This window comes from Nocardioides coralli, from assembly GCF_019880385.1.
GTDB classification, from domain to species: Bacteria; Actinomycetota; Actinomycetes; order Propionibacteriales; family Nocardioidaceae; genus Nocardioides; species Nocardioides coralli.
This window is the reverse complement of record NZ_CP082273.1, coordinates 2,768,844-2,783,426: the sequence shown is the minus strand read 5'-3', so window position 1 is coordinate 2,783,426 and position 14,583 is coordinate 2,768,844. Positions and strand designations below refer to the sequence as shown.

Genomic DNA, 14,583 nt, shown 5'->3' with positions numbered 1-14,583 from the left:
CCGTGAGCCGACAGGAGGAGCTGCTGGACGCGGCGACCGACCACGTGCTGGAGCACGGGTTGATCGGGTTGACCCTGCGGCCGCTCGCCGCCGCGCTCGGGACCAGCGACCGGATGCTCGTCTACCACTTCGGCAGTCGGGACGCGCTGGTCTCCGCCGTGGTCGCGAGGGCCACCGAGCGGGCGGTGGCCACGGTGGCCGCGCTGCCCGCCGCGCCCTCGGTGAGGTCGGCCGTCACCCGGCTCTGGCGGGCCTACCAGCAGCCGGCGCTCAACGCCTGCCTGACGACGTACTGCCAGGCCGCGGCGACCGGGTTGATCGGCCAGGAGCCCTACCGGTCCGTGGCGCGGGCCAGCAACGCGGTCTGGGCGGAGGCGCTGCGCGACTACCTCGTCCGCAGCGGGGCGCCCGTACGTCGGGTGGCACGCATCGCCACGTTGGTCGACTCGGCCCTCTACGGCTTCCACCTCGACCTGACGACGGACCGTCCCGACGAGCTCGACCGCGGCGTCGAGGACCTGGCGAGCGCGGTGCAGGCCCTCGCCGGGTGATCCCGGTCGGGCCTAGGAGGCTGCGGGCTCGCGGATCCAGCGCTGCAGCGTCTGGGCCAGCGGCGCGAGGGCGATCGGACGGGCGAGGTGGTCGTCGACCCCGGCCTCGCGCAGCTGCTCGACGAGGTCGGGCTCCTCGGTGGCCGCCATGGCGATGATCGGCACCCGCTGGGCGCCGTCGACGCTGCGGATGGCCTCGGCGATCTGGTAGGTGCCGTCGGCGGTGACCCGGCAGTCGAGGAGCACCGCGTCGACCGCCCCCTGGGCGAGGGCCACCAGCGCCTCCACCTCGTCGCCCGCGACGGTCACCCCGTAGCCGAGGTACTCGACCATGCCCGAGGTGATGAGCTGGTTGGTCTGGCTCTCGTCGACCACCAGCACCCGGCCCTTCGCGGACTCTCGGTCGCGGACGAGCTGGCGGGTGGCGCTCAGGTCGACCAGCACGTTGCGCAGCTGGCTGCCGTGCACAGGCTTGGCCACGCAGGCCGCCACCCCCGAGGTCCGGGCCTGGGCCTGCCCGACCTCGGGGTCCGACGTGAGCAGCACGGGCAGCGGGTGGTCCCCGCCGAGCTCGACGATGCGCTGCGAGAGGCCGAGGCCGTCGAGCCCGGGCATCACCAGGTCGGTCACCACGAAGTCGTACGCCGTCCCGCCCCGTCGGGCGGACAGGGCGGTCATGGCCTCCACGCCGCCCTCGGCGGTGTCGACCTCCGCGCCCCAGGAGCGGAGCATGCTCGCGATCACCGCGAGACTCGTGGGGTTGTCGTCGACGGCCAGCACCCGGACCCCGTCGAGGGCGGGTCCGGGAGTGACCTCCGCGGCCGCGGTCGCCCGCTCCAGGGGCACGGTGAACCAGAACGTGCTGCCGTCACCCGGCGCGGTCTCGACGCCGATCACCCCGCCCATGAGCTCGACCAGCTGGTGACAGATGGCCAGGCCGAGCCCGGTGCCGCCGTAGCGCGTCGTCGCGGACGAGTCGGCCTGGGCGAAGACGTCGAACAGGGTGTCGCGGACGTTGCCGGGGATGCCGATGCCGGTGTCGCTCACCTCGAACCGGACCACGCTGACCGTGTCGTCACCACTCTCCTGGCAGACCCGGACGACGACCTCGCCGGACTCGGTGAACTTCACGGCGTTCTCGGCCAGGTTGAGCAGGACCTGGCGCAGCCGCGCCGGGTCGGCGCGGAGCGGCACCCGGGACAGGGCGTGGTCGCAGTCGACGACGAGCTCGAGGCCCTTGCTGCGGGCGTCGTGGGCAATCAGGTCTGCGGTCTCCTCGGCGACGGACACGACGTCGACGTCCTGCACCTCGAGCTCGAGACGCCCCGCCTCGACGCGGGAGAAGTCGAGGATCTCGTTGATGAGGTTGAGCAAGACCCCGCCCGCCCCGTGGACGCCCTCGGCGTACTGCCGCTGGCGGTCGTCGAGGTCGGTGCGCAGCAGCAGCTCGGAGAGGCCGATCACACCGTTCATGGGCGTGCGGATCTCGTGGCTCATGGTGGCGAGGAAGTCGGACTTGGCGCGTGACGCCTTCAGGGCAGCGTCCCGCGCCTCCTGCAGCTCCGACTGGGCCCGCTCGTGGGCGCGGAGCAGACGTGCCGTCCGGGTGTAGGTGAGGGCGACGAGGACGACCGTGCCGACCATGAGCGGTGCCAGCTGCACGGGTCGCCCGGTCGACAGGTCGAGGACCACCAGCGCGGGCGGGGCGACGAGCGGGCCGAGCGCGATGGCGAGCTTCACGCGGTTGGTGGCGCCGGGGGAGTCCTCCTGCTGAGCGGCCGCACCGCCGCGGTGGAACCGTGCCATCAGGACGGCGCCGAGCATCCAGCCGGCGTTCTGCCAGTTCTCGTGGGCGTCGGTGAGCGGAAGGGTGAGGAACCCGATGTCGGCAACTAGCCAGGCGCCGACGCCCACGCCGAACCACGGGTCGATCCACCGGCGCGCGCGCCGGTCGGTGAGGATCCGGATCGCCAGCGCCAGGAGGACCGCGTCGGCGATGGGGTAGGTCGACCAGATGACCTTGACCAGCGGCGTCAACGACGGGTCGCCCGCGATGCTCGCGACCGACAGGTTCCACAGCAGCATCACGCTGATGGCCACGATGGTCAGGGCGTCGATGACCGAGTCGGTGTCGATCTTCTCGCCCGTGCGCGCACGCACCAGCACGATCGACAGCGCCGCGGCGAAGCAGAGGTAGGAGACCAGCCAGCCCACGTCGGCCAGCGACGCGTCCGTGGCCGGCTGGTTGCGCACGAAGGTGTACCAGACAACCTCGCCGAGCGCGTTGCTCGTGAGGCCTGCTGCGATGAGCGCGGCCGGCAGGCGTCGTTCACGAGAGGCCCGGGCGCTCCCCACCCAGGCGGCCGCAGCCGCACCGCCCAGGACCGCGACGAAGGTGACCCCGACGACAGTGTCGCTCGGCCGCACCACGTGGACGACCACGGCGACCAGCCAGGCGAGGCCGACGAGCGCAGGCCACAGCGCCCGGCGTGTGAGGGCCGGAGGCAGTGCCGCGGAGGGGGCGGTCGACATCAGCGCTCCTAGAGGGTCCCCGGGGGGTGGTGCCAGTCTGCGCCGAACCCGCCTGTCACATGCGCATTTGACCGTTTCTTTACCCGCGTGTGACCAGCCGTTTGACGTTGCTGCTGAGACGCACCTCACGGCCCGCGGACCCTCCGCCACACCTAGGCTCGCCGGCATGGGAGCCGAGTGGGACCAGCACGTCGCGGTGACGAGGCTCGGAGCGGGCAGCTACGCCGCCGAGCTGACCGACGGCTGGCGGGTCGGCGGTGGGATCAACGGCGGCTACCAGCTGGCTGTCGTCGGGACGGCCCTGAGCAAGGTCGTCCCCGGCCGTCCCGACCCCCTCGCGATCAGCGCCTACTTCCTCTCGGCCGCCACCCACGGGCCTGCAACCGTCGATGCTCGCGTCCTGCGCGAGGGCGGCAGCGTGGCCACCCTCGCCGCGGACCTGCGGCAGGGAGACCAGGCCCGGCTCAGCGTGCTGGCGACGTACGGCGACCTCGCCGGCCTGCCCGACGACGTCCGCACCACCGCGACCCCGCCGGACCTGCCCCCGGTGGAGGAGTGCGTGTCCAACCGCCACGCACCGGAGGAGGTCCGCAGCGTCGCGCCCCTGATGGAGCGCTTCGACATGCGCTTCGACCCCCGGCACGTCGGCTGGGTGGTCGGCCAGCCGAGTGGCAACGGCGAGATGCAGGCGTGGTTCCGCCTGGTCGAGGACCGCGAGCCGGACCCGATGTCGCTGCTGATGGTGGTCGATGCCCTGCCGCCGGTCACCTACGACCTGGGGATGGCCGGGTGGGCGCCGACGCTCGAGCTGACCGCGCACGTGCGCGCCTGCCCGGCGCCCGGCTGGCTCCAGGTCCGCCACGCGACCCGCAACGTCGCCGGCGGGATGTTCGAGGAGGACTGCGAGGTGTGGGACTCCTCCGGCCGGCTGGTCGCCCAGAGCCGGCAGCTGGCGCGGGTTCCCCGCTAGTCGAACCAGTCGCGACGCATCGACACGACCCAGCGTCGCCCGGGGTGCTCGGTGAGCGTCCACAGCCGGTCGGTCGCCGGCCAGTAGGTCAGGTCCTCGGGTCCCATCGGCACCGCGAACCGATGGGGCCGCAGGGCGCCCGGGTGACCCGTGTGGACGGTCCCGGGCCGCCACGGGCCGTGCGAGGACGTCACGTGCAGCCGGCCGCGGGCCGTCGCGGCGCCCTGCATCCGCAGCACCCCGCCGTCCTCCAGCACGACCGGCCGGGACCGACCGTCCTCGCCGACGAGCAGGGGCCAGTCGTCCGCGGCCAGGCCGAAGCGCGCCAGCCGGGTCGCCTCACCCGTGCCGGCGGCGTACTCCCCGGCCAGGAGGCACGGCGGGCTGGTGTCCCGGTCCAGCGACAGGAAGGAGAAGCGCAGCGGGCGGTGTCCCTCGGCGGTCCTGGCCCGGTAGGCGGCGCGCGCGGGCAGCACGTACGTGTGGCCGAACGCCGCGAGCGCGTCCCCGCCCGCTCGCAGGACGTCGTCGAGGTGGAAGGTGACGAAGCCGCGGCGCGTCGCCGCGACGTGCAACCACGGGCCCCGCCACACGACCCCGCCGGCGTGGATCCGCAGCGGGTCCAGACCGGGACCTCCGGCGGTCAGGGTCGGCGTCACGAGCAGCACGTGCCGGTAGCGCAGCGTGTCGAGGTCGAGGAACGTCACGCGGCAGCCGTGCGAGCCCTCGCCGAGGTCCTTGGCGTACCAGGTCGTCACCAGCACCCGGCGGCCGTGGACGGCGTCGTCGACGCCGCCGGCCTCCGCCGAGGAGGAGATGCCCTGGGGCCACCAGCGCGGGTCGCGCTGGTCGTCCCGCTGCCAGGCGTACGCCGTGTCGACGGCCCGGCCCAGCAACCGGCCGAGCCGGGAAGGACGCGCCTGCCGGTCGAGGTCGGTGATCACGCCGCGCAGCCCGACCCGGCCGCCCAGCACGGCGGCCAGCGCGTCGATCTCCTCGGCGTTCTCCGTCGTCCGGGTCAGGTGGATGCCGGTGACGTCGGCTCCCGTGCCGGTCATGGGCCCGACCGTAGCCCGTCACCGACCGTGGTTCGATGTGCCGCATGCCCGGCCGCCAGCTCGTCGTCGGCGCCGCGATCCTGCGCGAAGACCGGCTCCTCGCCGCCCGACGGACCGCGCCGCGTGAGGCAGCCGGCCGCTGGGAGCTGCCGGGCGGCAAGGTCGAGCCGGGGGAGGACCCGGCTGACGCGCTGGTGCGCGAGATCGCCGAGGAGCTCGGCTGCGCGATCGAGGTGACCGGCTGGCTGGCGGGGACCGCGCCCGTCGGCCGGGGCCACGAGCTCGCGGTCGCGACGGCCCGGATCCTGTCCGGTGACCCCGACCCGGTCGAGCACGACGCACTGCGGTGGCTCCGGCCCGGGCAGCTCGACGAGGTCGACTGGCTGGAGCCGGACCGTCCGTTCCTGCCCGAGCTGCGGCGGCGGATGATGGGACCGTGAGGGGCATCTTCTTCGACGAGGACGACGCACGCGCCGTGGCCGCCCGGCTGCGCGTCGACGGCTACGCGGCATCGGTCGAGCGCGAGCGGCTGGCCGGCGAGGACGACGACGAGGACCACCCCTGGGCGGTGCTCACCGACGCGCCCGAGGTGCTGCTCGACCTCCTCGTCGAGGAGCACGACGGCTGGCTGGACACCGGGGGCGAGGTGCCCCCGGCGCCGCCGCTCGACCTGCCGACCGCGCCGCGCCGCCACCACCTCGAGCCGTAGGCTGGGCCGGTGCCTGAACACCGCCTGCTGCTCGTCCACGCCCACCCCGACGACGAGACCATCAACAACGGCGCCACCATGGCGCGCTACGTCGCCGAGGGCCGCCACGTCACCCTGGTGACCTGCACGGCGGGGGAGCTCGGCGAGATCCTCGTCCCCGACCTCGAGCACCTCGCGGCCCACCGCGACGACGGGCTCGGCGAGCACCGCCAGGGTGAGCTGGCCGAGGCGATGAAGGTCCTGGGCGTGACCGACCACCGGTTCCTCGGCGGCTTCGGCACCTACCGCGACTCGGGCATGGCCTGGCACGAGGACGGGCACGCCGTGGCGGGCGAGGAGGTCCACCCCGACGCCTTCTGGAACGCCGACCTCACCCAGGCCGCCGACCACCTGGTCGGTGTCATCCGCGAGGTGCGGCCCCAGGTGCTGGTCACCTACGACCAGTTCGGCGGCTACGGCCACCCCGACCACATCCAGGCCCACCGCGTCGCGACCTACGCCGCGAGCCTGGCCGGCGTGGCGTCGTATCGCCTGGACCTGGGCGAGCCCTGGGAGATCGCCAAGATCTACTGGTGTGCGCTGTCGGAGAGCCGGATGCGGGAGAGCCTGCGGCAGCTGCGTGAGTCCGGGGACACCGAGACCTTCGAGGGGATGGACCCCGATGGCCCGATGCCGCCGTTCGTCACGCCGGACCACCTCATCTCGTGCGCCGTCGACGGCACCGCCCACGTGGAGCAGAAGATGACGGCCCTGGCAAGCCATCGCACGCAGGTGGCACCCGACGGCCCGTTCTTCCGCGGGGGCGAGAGCGGGCACGCACTGTGGGCGATCGAGAACTACCGCATCGCCAAGGGGACGCCGGTCCCGGGGCCGGACGGCCACGAGACGGACCTCTTCGCCGGCCTGTGACGGCGCTGCGGGTGGTCGCCGCACCGGCGCTGCTGCTGGTGGGGGCGGTCACCGGCGTCGCCGCCGTGGCCGTGCACGCGACCTGGTGGGGGCTGCCGCTGGTCCTGGTCGGTCTCGTGGCGGCACTGGCGGCGGTCGGGCCCGGATGGCTCACGCGGCTCCCCTTCGCGCTCGGTTTCGCTGCCGCCGTCGGGGTGGCGGTGGTCCCGCGGGCGGAGGGCGACGTCGCCGTGAGCGCCGACGCCCCGGGCTGGTCGCTGCTGCTGGTGGCGCTCGCCGTGGCGGCCGTCGCGGTGGTCACGCTGCCCCGTCCGGGTGGCGGCGACGAATCGGGGCGCGTCGGGCCTCCGACCTAGGATGCCCGCGTGAGTGATCCCGGACGCGAGACAGCAGGCGGCCGCGTCGTCCTGCTCCTGCTGCTGGGGCTGGTGGTGCTGCTGGCCGGTGGCTATGGAGCGGCGTACGCCGCGGCCGGTGACAAGGTGCCCCGCGGCACGACCGTGGCGGGCGTCGACATCGGCGGGCAGACGCCCGGCCAGGCAGAGGTGACCCTCGAGGAGGGCCTCGCCGACCGCGTCGACGCCCAGCAGCAGGCCAGCGTGGCCGGCGACGAGGTGACCTTCACCCCCGAGGAGGCCGGGCTGGAGGTCGACTACGCCGGCTCGGTGGCGGCGGCCGGGGGCGGCCGGTCCTGGGACCCCGCCCGGCTGTGGGACTACTACACCGACGGCGACGAGATGGACGCCGTGCTCGACGTCGACGAGACCCGGATGGACGCCCTGCTCGACCGGCTCGAGGAGGAGCTGGGCACCCCGCCGCGTGACGGCGCCGTCAAGATCCGCGGCACCCGCATCGCGGTCACCGACCCACGCGACGGCGAGACCATCGACCGCGAGCAGGCCCGCGCCGCCATCGAGCAGTCCTACCTCGCCGAGAGCGACGCCGCCGTGGCGGGCCTCCAGCTCACCACCGTGGAGCCCGAGATCGACGCCGCCGAAGTACGCCGCGCCGTGGAGGAGTTCGCCAACCCGGCGCTCTCGGGACCGGTGACGTTGCGGTTCGGCGACGCCGACGTGCGGCTTCTGCCCCGCGAGTTCGGCAAGGCGCTGCGGCTGCGGCCCGAGGACGGCGAGCTCGTCCCCGACGTGGACCGGAAGGCCCTCAAGAAGGTCGTCGGCAACCGGGTCGGCACCGACGGCGCGCCCGTCGACGCCACCATCCGCATCGTCGGCGGCAGCCCGCGGGTCGTCCCCGCCAAGCCGGGGGTGCGTTACCGCCAGGCCGACGTGGCCGACACCTTCCTCGACCTGGTCACCCGCCCCGAGGGCAAGCGGGTGCAGGCGGTCAAGGCCCGTACCGCGCGGCCCGACCTCACCACGGCCGAGCTGCGCGACCTCGACATCACCGAGAAGGTCTCCAGCTTCACGACCTACTACCCCCACGCGGAATACCGCAACGTCAACATCGGGCGGGCCGCCGAGATCGTCGACGGCACGATCCTCGAGCCGGGCGAGGTCTTCTCGCTCAACGGCACCGTCGGCGAGCGCACCGCCGAGAACGGCTTCACCGAGGGCTTCATCATCTCCGACGGCATCCTCGTCAGGGACCTCGGCGGCGGGGTCTCCCAGCTGGCCACGACGCTCTTCAACGCGATGTTCTTCGCCGGCCTCGAGGACGTCGAGCACAAGCCGCACTCGTTCTACATCGACCGGTACCCCGTCGGTCGGGAGGCCACCGTGGCGTGGGGTGCCGTCGACCTGCGTTTCAAGAACACCACTCCCCACGGCGTCTTCATCCAGTCGCGGGTCACCCCCAGCACCCCGTCCTCCTCGGGTGTGGTCACCGTCGACATGTGGTCGACCAAGCACTGGGACATCACGACCCGGACCTCGGGCCGCTACAACCAGACCGAGCCGGAGACCCGGCGCGTCGACACGGTGCGCTGCCACCCCAACGAGGGCTACGGCGGCTTCGACGTCGATGTCTGGCGCTACTTCTCCAAGCCGGGTTCCGACGAAGTGGTGCGGACCGAGAAGTTCAGCACCACCTACACGCCGAGCGACACGGTGATCTGCACCAACCCCAACGCCACGGACTCCTGAGCCGGGGCGGGGCTGCTGCCGCCGTACTGTTCGGCGCATGCTGGAGCACCTGCGGCTCACCGTGCCGCCCGCCCTGGTCGACGACGTCCTCGACCTGCTCGTCGACAACCCGTGCGTGACCAACCTGGTGCGGTTCGAGGGCGTGAGCCTCGTGCCCGAGGGCGACCTCGTCGAGTGCGACGTCGCCCGCGAGGTGGCCACCGAGCTGCTCGACGACCTCCACGACGTCGGTCTCTCGGAGCGGGGCGGCATCGTGGTGCTGTCGCCCGACAACACCCCCTTCGCCGAGGCGGAGCGGATCGCGGCGATCGCCCCGGGTGACCCGGAGGACGCCGTCATCTGGCCGGAGGTGGTCGAGCGCGCGGAGGGGGCGGGCCGGCCGACCGTCGGCTACCTCGCCTTCAGCATCCTCGCGGTGACCATCGCCGCGGTCGCGGTGATCACCGACTCGCCGATCCTGGTGGTCGGCGCGATGGTGGTGGGTCCCGAGTTCGGGACGGTCGCCGCGATCTCGGTCGGGGTGGTGCTCGGCAAGTGGGCAGTGGCGGGCCGTGGCGCGCTGCTGCTGGCCGGGGGCTTCGTCGTCGCGATCCTGGCCGTCACCGTGCTCGCGCTGCTCGCGGCCCTGTCCGGGCTGGTCGACGCCGAGATGCTGTCCCGGCCCCGACCCCAGACCAACTTCATCTGGCGCCCCGACGTGTGGTCCTTCGTGGTGGCCCTGGTGGCCGGCGCGGCGGGTGTCCTCGCGATGACGACCGACCGCGACAACGCCATGGTCGGCGTGTTCATCTCCGTCACGACGGTGCCCGCGGCCGGGAACTTCTCGCTCGCGCTGGCGCTCTGGGACGTCCCGGAGATGGTCGGCTCGGCGCAGCAGCTCGGGGTCAACGTCCTGGGCATGGTGGTCTCGGGGATCGCCGTGATCCTGCTCCAGCGCCTGCTGTGGAAGCGGGTGCTGGTGCTCTCCGACCGGGTCCTGCACCCGTTCTCGGGCGCGGATGGTCAGGTTGGCGCCAGGTAGCGGTAGGTGTGGTGGACCTCGAACCCGAGGCCCTCGTAGAGCGCGATCGCGCCCCGGTTGTCGGTCTCGACGTGGAGCCAGGCGCTGGTGGCGCCCCGCTCCGCACCCCAGCCGAGGAGTCCCGCGACGACGGCGGTGCCCAGGCCGCCCCGGCGCCGGCCCGGGTCGACCTCGACGTCGTGGAGGCCGAGCCAGTCGCCGTCGAGCGCGGCGCGGCCGCGGGCCCGGTCGCCGAGGCGCAGCTCGACGCGGACACCGTCGTCGGCGACCACCCCGGGCTCGGACTCGTGCTCCGGCGTCGCGTCGTGCGCGGCCCGGGCTGCCCGCGCCAGCGGCGCCACCATGGCGTGGGCGGTGGGCAGTCCCTCCCCGCTCCAGCCCTGGGAGGCCAGGGTGGTCTCCTCCGCCGATCCGGCGACGACCATCGCCAGCGCGGGCTGGTCGCGGGCCTCGTAGAAGGCCACGACGCGGCGCAGCGCCTCGGCCGGCTCGAGCCCCGGGTCGCCGAGGGCCAGCACCGAGTTGGCGCGCCGCCGACGGCGCCCGTCGGCCGGTGGCGGCGCGGCCCGCAGCACCCACTGGCCGAGCGTCTCGGTCTCCAGGCCGGGCCACAGCGCGAAGCCGTGCTGCTCGATCTCGCGGGCGCTGGTCCGGCGGCGCACCGAGGCGCGGGGCGGGACGGGCTTGCCCGCCACGATCAGCGCGACCGGGATGGTCACCGCCGGCCCGTCCTCCGGCTGCACGACGCACTCCCCGTCGCCCCAGCGCAGGCAGGTGCCGAGCACGTCGGTCATCGCCGGGCCGCCCGAGGGCCCCTCCTCGCCCGGCACCAGCCGGCGCACGACCACGCGCGTCCCCACGACATGCGGGCCCAAGCCGTGGGCTCCCGGGGCTTCGGTCACGCCGGGATACTAGGCTGGCCCCCAGAGCAGAAACACCATCCGCTGTGTGTTCGAGGAGGACCTGGTGACCTACGTCATCGCCCAGCCGTGCGTCGACCTCAAGGACCGCGCGTGCGTCGACGAGTGCCCCGTCGACTGCATCTACGAAGGCAAGCGGATGCTCTACATCCACCCTGACGAGTGCGTCGACTGCGGCGCCTGCGAGCCGGTCTGCCCGGTCGAGGCGATCTTCTACGAGGACGACACGCCCGAGGAGTGGAAGGACTACTACGACGCCAACGTCCACTTCTTCGACGACCTCGGCTCGCCGGGTGGCGCGGCCAAGATGGGTGTCATCGACCACGACCACCAGCTGGTCGCCGAGCTCCCCCCGCAGGAACACGACGAGTGACCCGCGGGCCGGTCTCAGCCCGGCTGCCCGACTTCCCCTGGGACAAGCTCACGGCGTACGCCGCGACGGCGCGCGCCCACCCCGACGGCCTGGTCGACCTCTCGGTCGGCACTCCGGTCGACCCCACCCCCGCGGTGGTGCGCGACGCCCTGGCGGCTGCCGGTGACGCACCCGGCTACCCCACGACCGTGGGGCTGCCCGAGACCCGCCAGGCCGCGGTCGACTGGCTCGCCCGGCGTCACGGGGTCACCGGGCTCGACGTCGACGGGGTGCTCCCGGCGATCGGCACCAAGGAGCTGATCGCAGCGCTGCCGCTCCACCTCGGGTTGGGGGAGGGCGACCTGATCGGCTACCCCGAGCTGGCCTACCCGACCTACGAGGTGGGTGCTGCCCTGTGCGGCGCCCGCGCACGTGCCACCGACAGCCTGACCGCGTTCGGCCCCGAGGTGCCGGCGCTGCTGTGGCTCAACTCGCCGTCCAACCCCACCGGGCGGGTGCTGCCCCCCGACCACCTCCGCAAGGTCGTGGACTGGTGCCGCGACCGAGGGACCTTGCTGGTGTCCGACGAGTGCTATCTCGAGATGGCGTGGGAGGAGACGCCGTCCTCGGTGCTCCATCCCGACATCTGCGGCGGCTCCCACGAGGGGCTGCTCGCGGTCCACTCGCTGTCGAAGCGCTCGAACCTCGCGGGCTACCGCTGCGGCTTCGTGGCCGGCGACCCCGCCGTGGTGGCCGAGCTGCTGGCGGTGCGCAAGAACCTCGGCCTGATGATGCCGGCCCCCCAGCAGCGGGCCATGGCCGCCGCCCTGGCCGACGACGACCACGTCCGCGCCCAGCACGCGACGTACGCCGCCCGGCGCGCGCTCCTGCAGGAGGCGCTGCTGCAGGCGGGTTTCACGATCGACCACTCGGAGGGGTCGCTCTACCTCTGGGCGACCCGCGGCGAGGACTGCTGGGAGACGGTGGGCCGGCTGGCCGAGGCCGGGATCCTGGTGGCGCCCGGCTCCTTCTACGGGCGCGCGGGCGCGCAGCACGTGCGCGTGGCCTTCACGGCGACCGACGAGCGGGTCGGCGCAGCCGTCGGCCGGCTCGCGGAGCTCGGCTGAGGGACGCCCAGCGGGACGCTCAGCCCAGGGCGCGCAGCGGCTCGGCGCTCTGGTGGACGTGGACCCGGTGGTCCCAGTCACCGGTGCGCGGGGCGGCGGCTCCGCGCGCCTCCTCGGCCGGGTGCACCTTGACGGCGCAGGCGTCCTGCAGCCTGATCACGGCGCTCTCGCCGTGGTCGCCGTCGAGGATCGCGCCGTGGCCGTCGAGACCGAGCACCATCCCGCCGATCCACTCACCGTGGATCAGCACCTCGACGGGAAGCCCGGCGTCCTGCGCACGACGCAGCGCGGTACCGATGGTCAGTACGGTCGAATCCAGCATGTTCCCCCCCAGGACGATGCCCACTCCAAGCAGCCAATGTCCCACGCGGACCGGGCCGTGACACGCGGCGACACGGTAAAACCTCGCTATCCCCTCATTGGTGTACGTCGACGTGGACGTGGTCCCGGTGCTCCAGCACCGCCGCCGTGGCGGCGTCCCGGCCGTCGGTGTCGGGGTCGTAGCGACGCCAGCCGTCGTCGGATCGCCACCCGGCGGTCCAGATCCGGTTGTCGAAGATGACGGTCCGGATGTCCAGACGGGTCGCCTGCGCGACGAGGTAGTGGGCCATCGCCCAGCCCCGCGCCCTGCTGGTGTCGGTCACGGGCCGGTAGAAGATGTCGACGGCCCGGCCCTCGTAGTGGGCCGACCCCTCCATGTGGCCGTCGCGGACCCCACCAGGGGCGAACCCGCCCAGCGACTGGGGGCCGAAGGCCTGCTCGAGGTCGCGGCGCACGGCGGCGGCCCGGCGGGTGAGACCGGCCTCGTCGAGCCTGGTCGGCCCCGGCTCGGGCCGGTCCGTGACGGTGCAGTGGAAGGCGCGAGGTGACTGGCCGGTCAGCGCGCTGGCGAGCACGCGGGCGTCGGCCTCGTGGTCGGCGTACGCCTCGGGGTAGGCGGAGCGCTGCACCTCCTGGGCGGCGTCCGTGACCTCCATCGACTCGTAGCCGTCGACCTTCGTGAGCTCGTCGTAGAAGGCGTTGACGGAGTACTCCGGGTCGAGAACCTGCCGGCGCGTGCCCCAGCCCTGCGAGGGTCGCTGCTGGAACAGACCCAGTGAGTCACGGTCGCCGTAGTCGATGTTGACCAGCTTCGACTCCTGGATCGCGGTGGCGATCGCGATCGTCGCGGCGCGGGCCGGCAGCCCCCGGCGCACGGACACCGCGGCTATGAACGCGGCGTTGGCCGCCTGCTCGGGCTCCAGGGAGACGCTGCGGCCCTGGACCGTGGCGGTGCAGCTGTCGGCCCGGAACGGGTTCGCGCCCTCGGGCAGCACCCGCCAGACCACGACGCCGACGGCCACCAGCGCCACCACGGCGCCGATGGCCCAGAGCCTCCTCAATTGGCGTGCAGCGCGGCGTTGAGCGCGATGCCCTCGCCCTGCCACGGCACGGCCTCGATGGCGCCGGTCACCGAGTTGCGCCGGAACAGGACGTTGCTGGCGCCCGAGAGCGTGGCCGCCTTGACCACCTTCGGCTTGTTGTCCATGTCGGTGACGGTGACCTTGGTGCCTGCCGTCACGTAGCAGCCTGCCTCGACCACGCAGTCGTCGCCGAGCGAGATGCCGATGCCGGCGTTCGCCCCGATCAGGCACCGCTCGCCGACCGAGATGACCTCCTTGCCGCCCCCCGACAGGGTCCCCATGATCGAGGCACCGCCCCCGACGTCGGACCCGTCGCCCACGAGGACCCCGGCCGAGATGCGGCCCTCCACCATCGAGGCGCCCAGCGTGCCGGCGTTGAAGTTGACGAAGCCCTCGTGCATGACCGTCGTGCCCTCAGCGAGGTGGGCACCGAGCCGGACCCGGTCGGCGTCGGCGATGCGGACGCCGGTGGGGATCACGTAGTCGGTCAGCCGGGGGAACTTGTCGACGCCGAAGACGCTGACCTGCTGGCCGGCCGCCCGCAGCCGGGCGCGGGTCGTCTCGAAGTCCTTCACGGCACAGGGGCCGGCGCTGGTCCACACCACGTTCGTGAGCTGGCCGAAGATCCCCTCGACCGAGATGTCGTGGGGACGCACCAGGCGGGTCGACAGCAGGTGCAGCCGCAGCCAGGCGTCCTCGGTCGTGGCCGGCGCGGACTGCAGGTCGGTCACGACGACCCGGCGTACCTCACGGACCACGGCGCGGAGCTCGTCCTTGCCCTCGAGAGCGGTCAGCTCAGCGGGGGCGTCGCCGTCGGCGGGGTCGCCCAGCGCGGGGGAGGGGAACCAGACGTCGAGGACGGTCCCGTCGGCGTCGAGGGTGGTGAGGCCGTGGCCCCAGGCGGAGGTCGGTGCGTCGGTCACGGGGCA

Annotated in this window: 16 protein-coding genes; 10 read left to right on the top strand and 6 right to left on the bottom strand. The window is 73.4% G+C overall.

Annotated features, from left to right (window positions below; translation table 11 throughout):
* Nucleotides 1-2: 2 nt before the first annotated feature.
* On the top strand, nucleotides 3-551 hold the full coding sequence (locus tag K6T13_RS13580; protein WP_222895083.1) for a TetR/AcrR family transcriptional regulator: 549 nt from the start codon (nucleotides 3-5) through the stop codon (nucleotides 549-551).
* Between the two features lie 12 nt (nucleotides 552-563).
* On the opposite strand, the gene K6T13_RS13575 is transcribed toward K6T13_RS13580, so the two are convergent.
* Nucleotides 564-3,083: a hybrid sensor histidine kinase/response regulator gene (locus K6T13_RS13575; protein WP_222895082.1), complete on the bottom strand. Its 2,520-nt coding sequence runs from the start codon at nucleotides 3,081-3,083 to the stop codon at nucleotides 564-566.
* A gap of 166 nt (nucleotides 3,084-3,249) precedes the next feature.
* Here K6T13_RS13575 and K6T13_RS13570 point away from each other — a divergent pair, with 166 nt between their 5' ends.
* The gene (locus tag K6T13_RS13570; RefSeq protein ID WP_222895081.1) at nucleotides 3,250-4,053 is read left to right on the top strand and encodes an acyl-CoA thioesterase; all 804 of its coding nucleotides are present in this window, start codon (nucleotides 3,250-3,252) and stop codon (nucleotides 4,051-4,053) included.
* Here K6T13_RS13570 and K6T13_RS13565 read toward each other — a convergent pair.
* Nucleotides 4,050-5,111: a hypothetical protein gene (locus K6T13_RS13565; protein WP_222895080.1), complete on the bottom strand. Its 1,062-nt coding sequence runs from the start codon at nucleotides 5,109-5,111 to the stop codon at nucleotides 4,050-4,052. The genes K6T13_RS13570 and K6T13_RS13565 overlap by 4 nt on opposite strands.
* Before the next feature lie 44 nt (nucleotides 5,112-5,155).
* On the opposite strand from K6T13_RS13565, the gene K6T13_RS17475 reads away from it, so the two are divergent.
* The 6 genes from K6T13_RS17475 to K6T13_RS13540 are packed head-to-tail and all read left to right on the top strand — an operon-like array spanning nucleotide 5,156 to nucleotide 9,852.
* On the top strand, nucleotides 5,156-5,551 hold the full coding sequence (locus K6T13_RS17475; RefSeq protein ID WP_249423789.1) for a (deoxy)nucleoside triphosphate pyrophosphohydrolase: 396 nt from the start codon (nucleotides 5,156-5,158) through the stop codon (nucleotides 5,549-5,551).
* Nucleotides 5,548-5,820: a hypothetical protein gene (locus tag K6T13_RS17470; protein WP_249423788.1), complete on the top strand. Its 273-nt coding sequence runs from the start codon at nucleotides 5,548-5,550 to the stop codon at nucleotides 5,818-5,820. Before K6T13_RS17475 ends, K6T13_RS17470 begins: the two co-directional genes overlap by 4 nt.
* A gap of 9 nt (nucleotides 5,821-5,829) precedes the next feature.
* On the top strand, nucleotides 5,830-6,729 hold the full coding sequence (gene mshB / locus K6T13_RS13555) for an N-acetyl-1-D-myo-inositol-2-amino-2-deoxy-alpha-D-glucopyranoside deacetylase (RefSeq protein WP_222895079.1): 900 nt from the start codon (nucleotides 5,830-5,832) through the stop codon (nucleotides 6,727-6,729).
* Nucleotides 6,726-7,085: a hypothetical protein gene (locus tag K6T13_RS13550; protein WP_222895078.1), complete on the top strand. Its 360-nt coding sequence runs from the start codon at nucleotides 6,726-6,728 to the stop codon at nucleotides 7,083-7,085. Before mshB ends, K6T13_RS13550 begins: the two co-directional genes overlap by 4 nt.
* A gap of 9 nt (nucleotides 7,086-7,094) precedes the next feature.
* Nucleotides 7,095-8,831, top strand: coding sequence for a VanW family protein (locus K6T13_RS13545; protein WP_222895077.1), 1,737 nt, complete (start codon nucleotides 7,095-7,097; stop codon nucleotides 8,829-8,831).
* Nucleotides 8,832-8,868: 37 nt separating this feature from the next.
* Complete coding sequence (locus tag K6T13_RS13540) at nucleotides 8,869-9,852, top strand: DUF389 domain-containing protein (RefSeq protein ID WP_222895076.1); 984 nt, start codon at nucleotides 8,869-8,871, stop codon at nucleotides 9,850-9,852.
* Here K6T13_RS13540 and K6T13_RS13535 read toward each other — a convergent pair.
* On the bottom strand, nucleotides 9,834-10,754 hold the full coding sequence (locus K6T13_RS13535; RefSeq protein ID WP_222895075.1) for a GNAT family N-acetyltransferase: 921 nt from the start codon (nucleotides 10,752-10,754) through the stop codon (nucleotides 9,834-9,836). The two genes, K6T13_RS13540 and K6T13_RS13535, sit on opposite strands and share 19 nt — an antisense overlap.
* A 64-nt stretch (nucleotides 10,755-10,818) precedes the next feature.
* On the opposite strand from K6T13_RS13535, the gene fdxA reads away from it, so the two are divergent.
* Nucleotides 10,819-11,145, top strand: coding sequence for a ferredoxin (fdxA, locus tag K6T13_RS13530; protein ID WP_222898300.1), 327 nt, complete (start codon nucleotides 10,819-10,821; stop codon nucleotides 11,143-11,145).
* Nucleotides 11,142-12,251, top strand: a complete 1,110-nt coding sequence (gene dapC / locus K6T13_RS13525) for a succinyldiaminopimelate transaminase (protein WP_222895074.1) — start codon at nucleotides 11,142-11,144, stop codon at nucleotides 12,249-12,251. The genes fdxA and dapC overlap by 4 nt, the downstream gene beginning before the upstream one ends.
* A 19-nt stretch (nucleotides 12,252-12,270) precedes the next feature.
* Here the strand turns inward: dapC and K6T13_RS13520 are convergent, their stop codons facing one another.
* The 3 genes from K6T13_RS13520 to dapD all read right to left on the bottom strand — a co-directional run bounded on the left by K6T13_RS13520 (nucleotide 12,271) and on the right by dapD (nucleotide 14,577).
* The gene (locus K6T13_RS13520) at nucleotides 12,271-12,573 is read right to left on the bottom strand and encodes a hypothetical protein (protein ID WP_222895073.1); all 303 of its coding nucleotides are present in this window, start codon (nucleotides 12,571-12,573) and stop codon (nucleotides 12,271-12,273) included.
* 94 nt (nucleotides 12,574-12,667) lie between these two features.
* Complete coding sequence (locus tag K6T13_RS13515) at nucleotides 12,668-13,633, bottom strand: VldE C-terminal domain-containing protein (protein WP_222895072.1); 966 nt, start codon at nucleotides 13,631-13,633, stop codon at nucleotides 12,668-12,670.
* Complete coding sequence (gene dapD / locus K6T13_RS13510) at nucleotides 13,630-14,577, bottom strand: 2,3,4,5-tetrahydropyridine-2,6-dicarboxylate N-succinyltransferase (RefSeq protein WP_222895071.1); 948 nt, start codon at nucleotides 14,575-14,577, stop codon at nucleotides 13,630-13,632. Before dapD ends, K6T13_RS13515 begins: the two co-directional genes overlap by 4 nt.
* Nucleotides 14,578-14,583 lie beyond the last annotated feature (6 nt).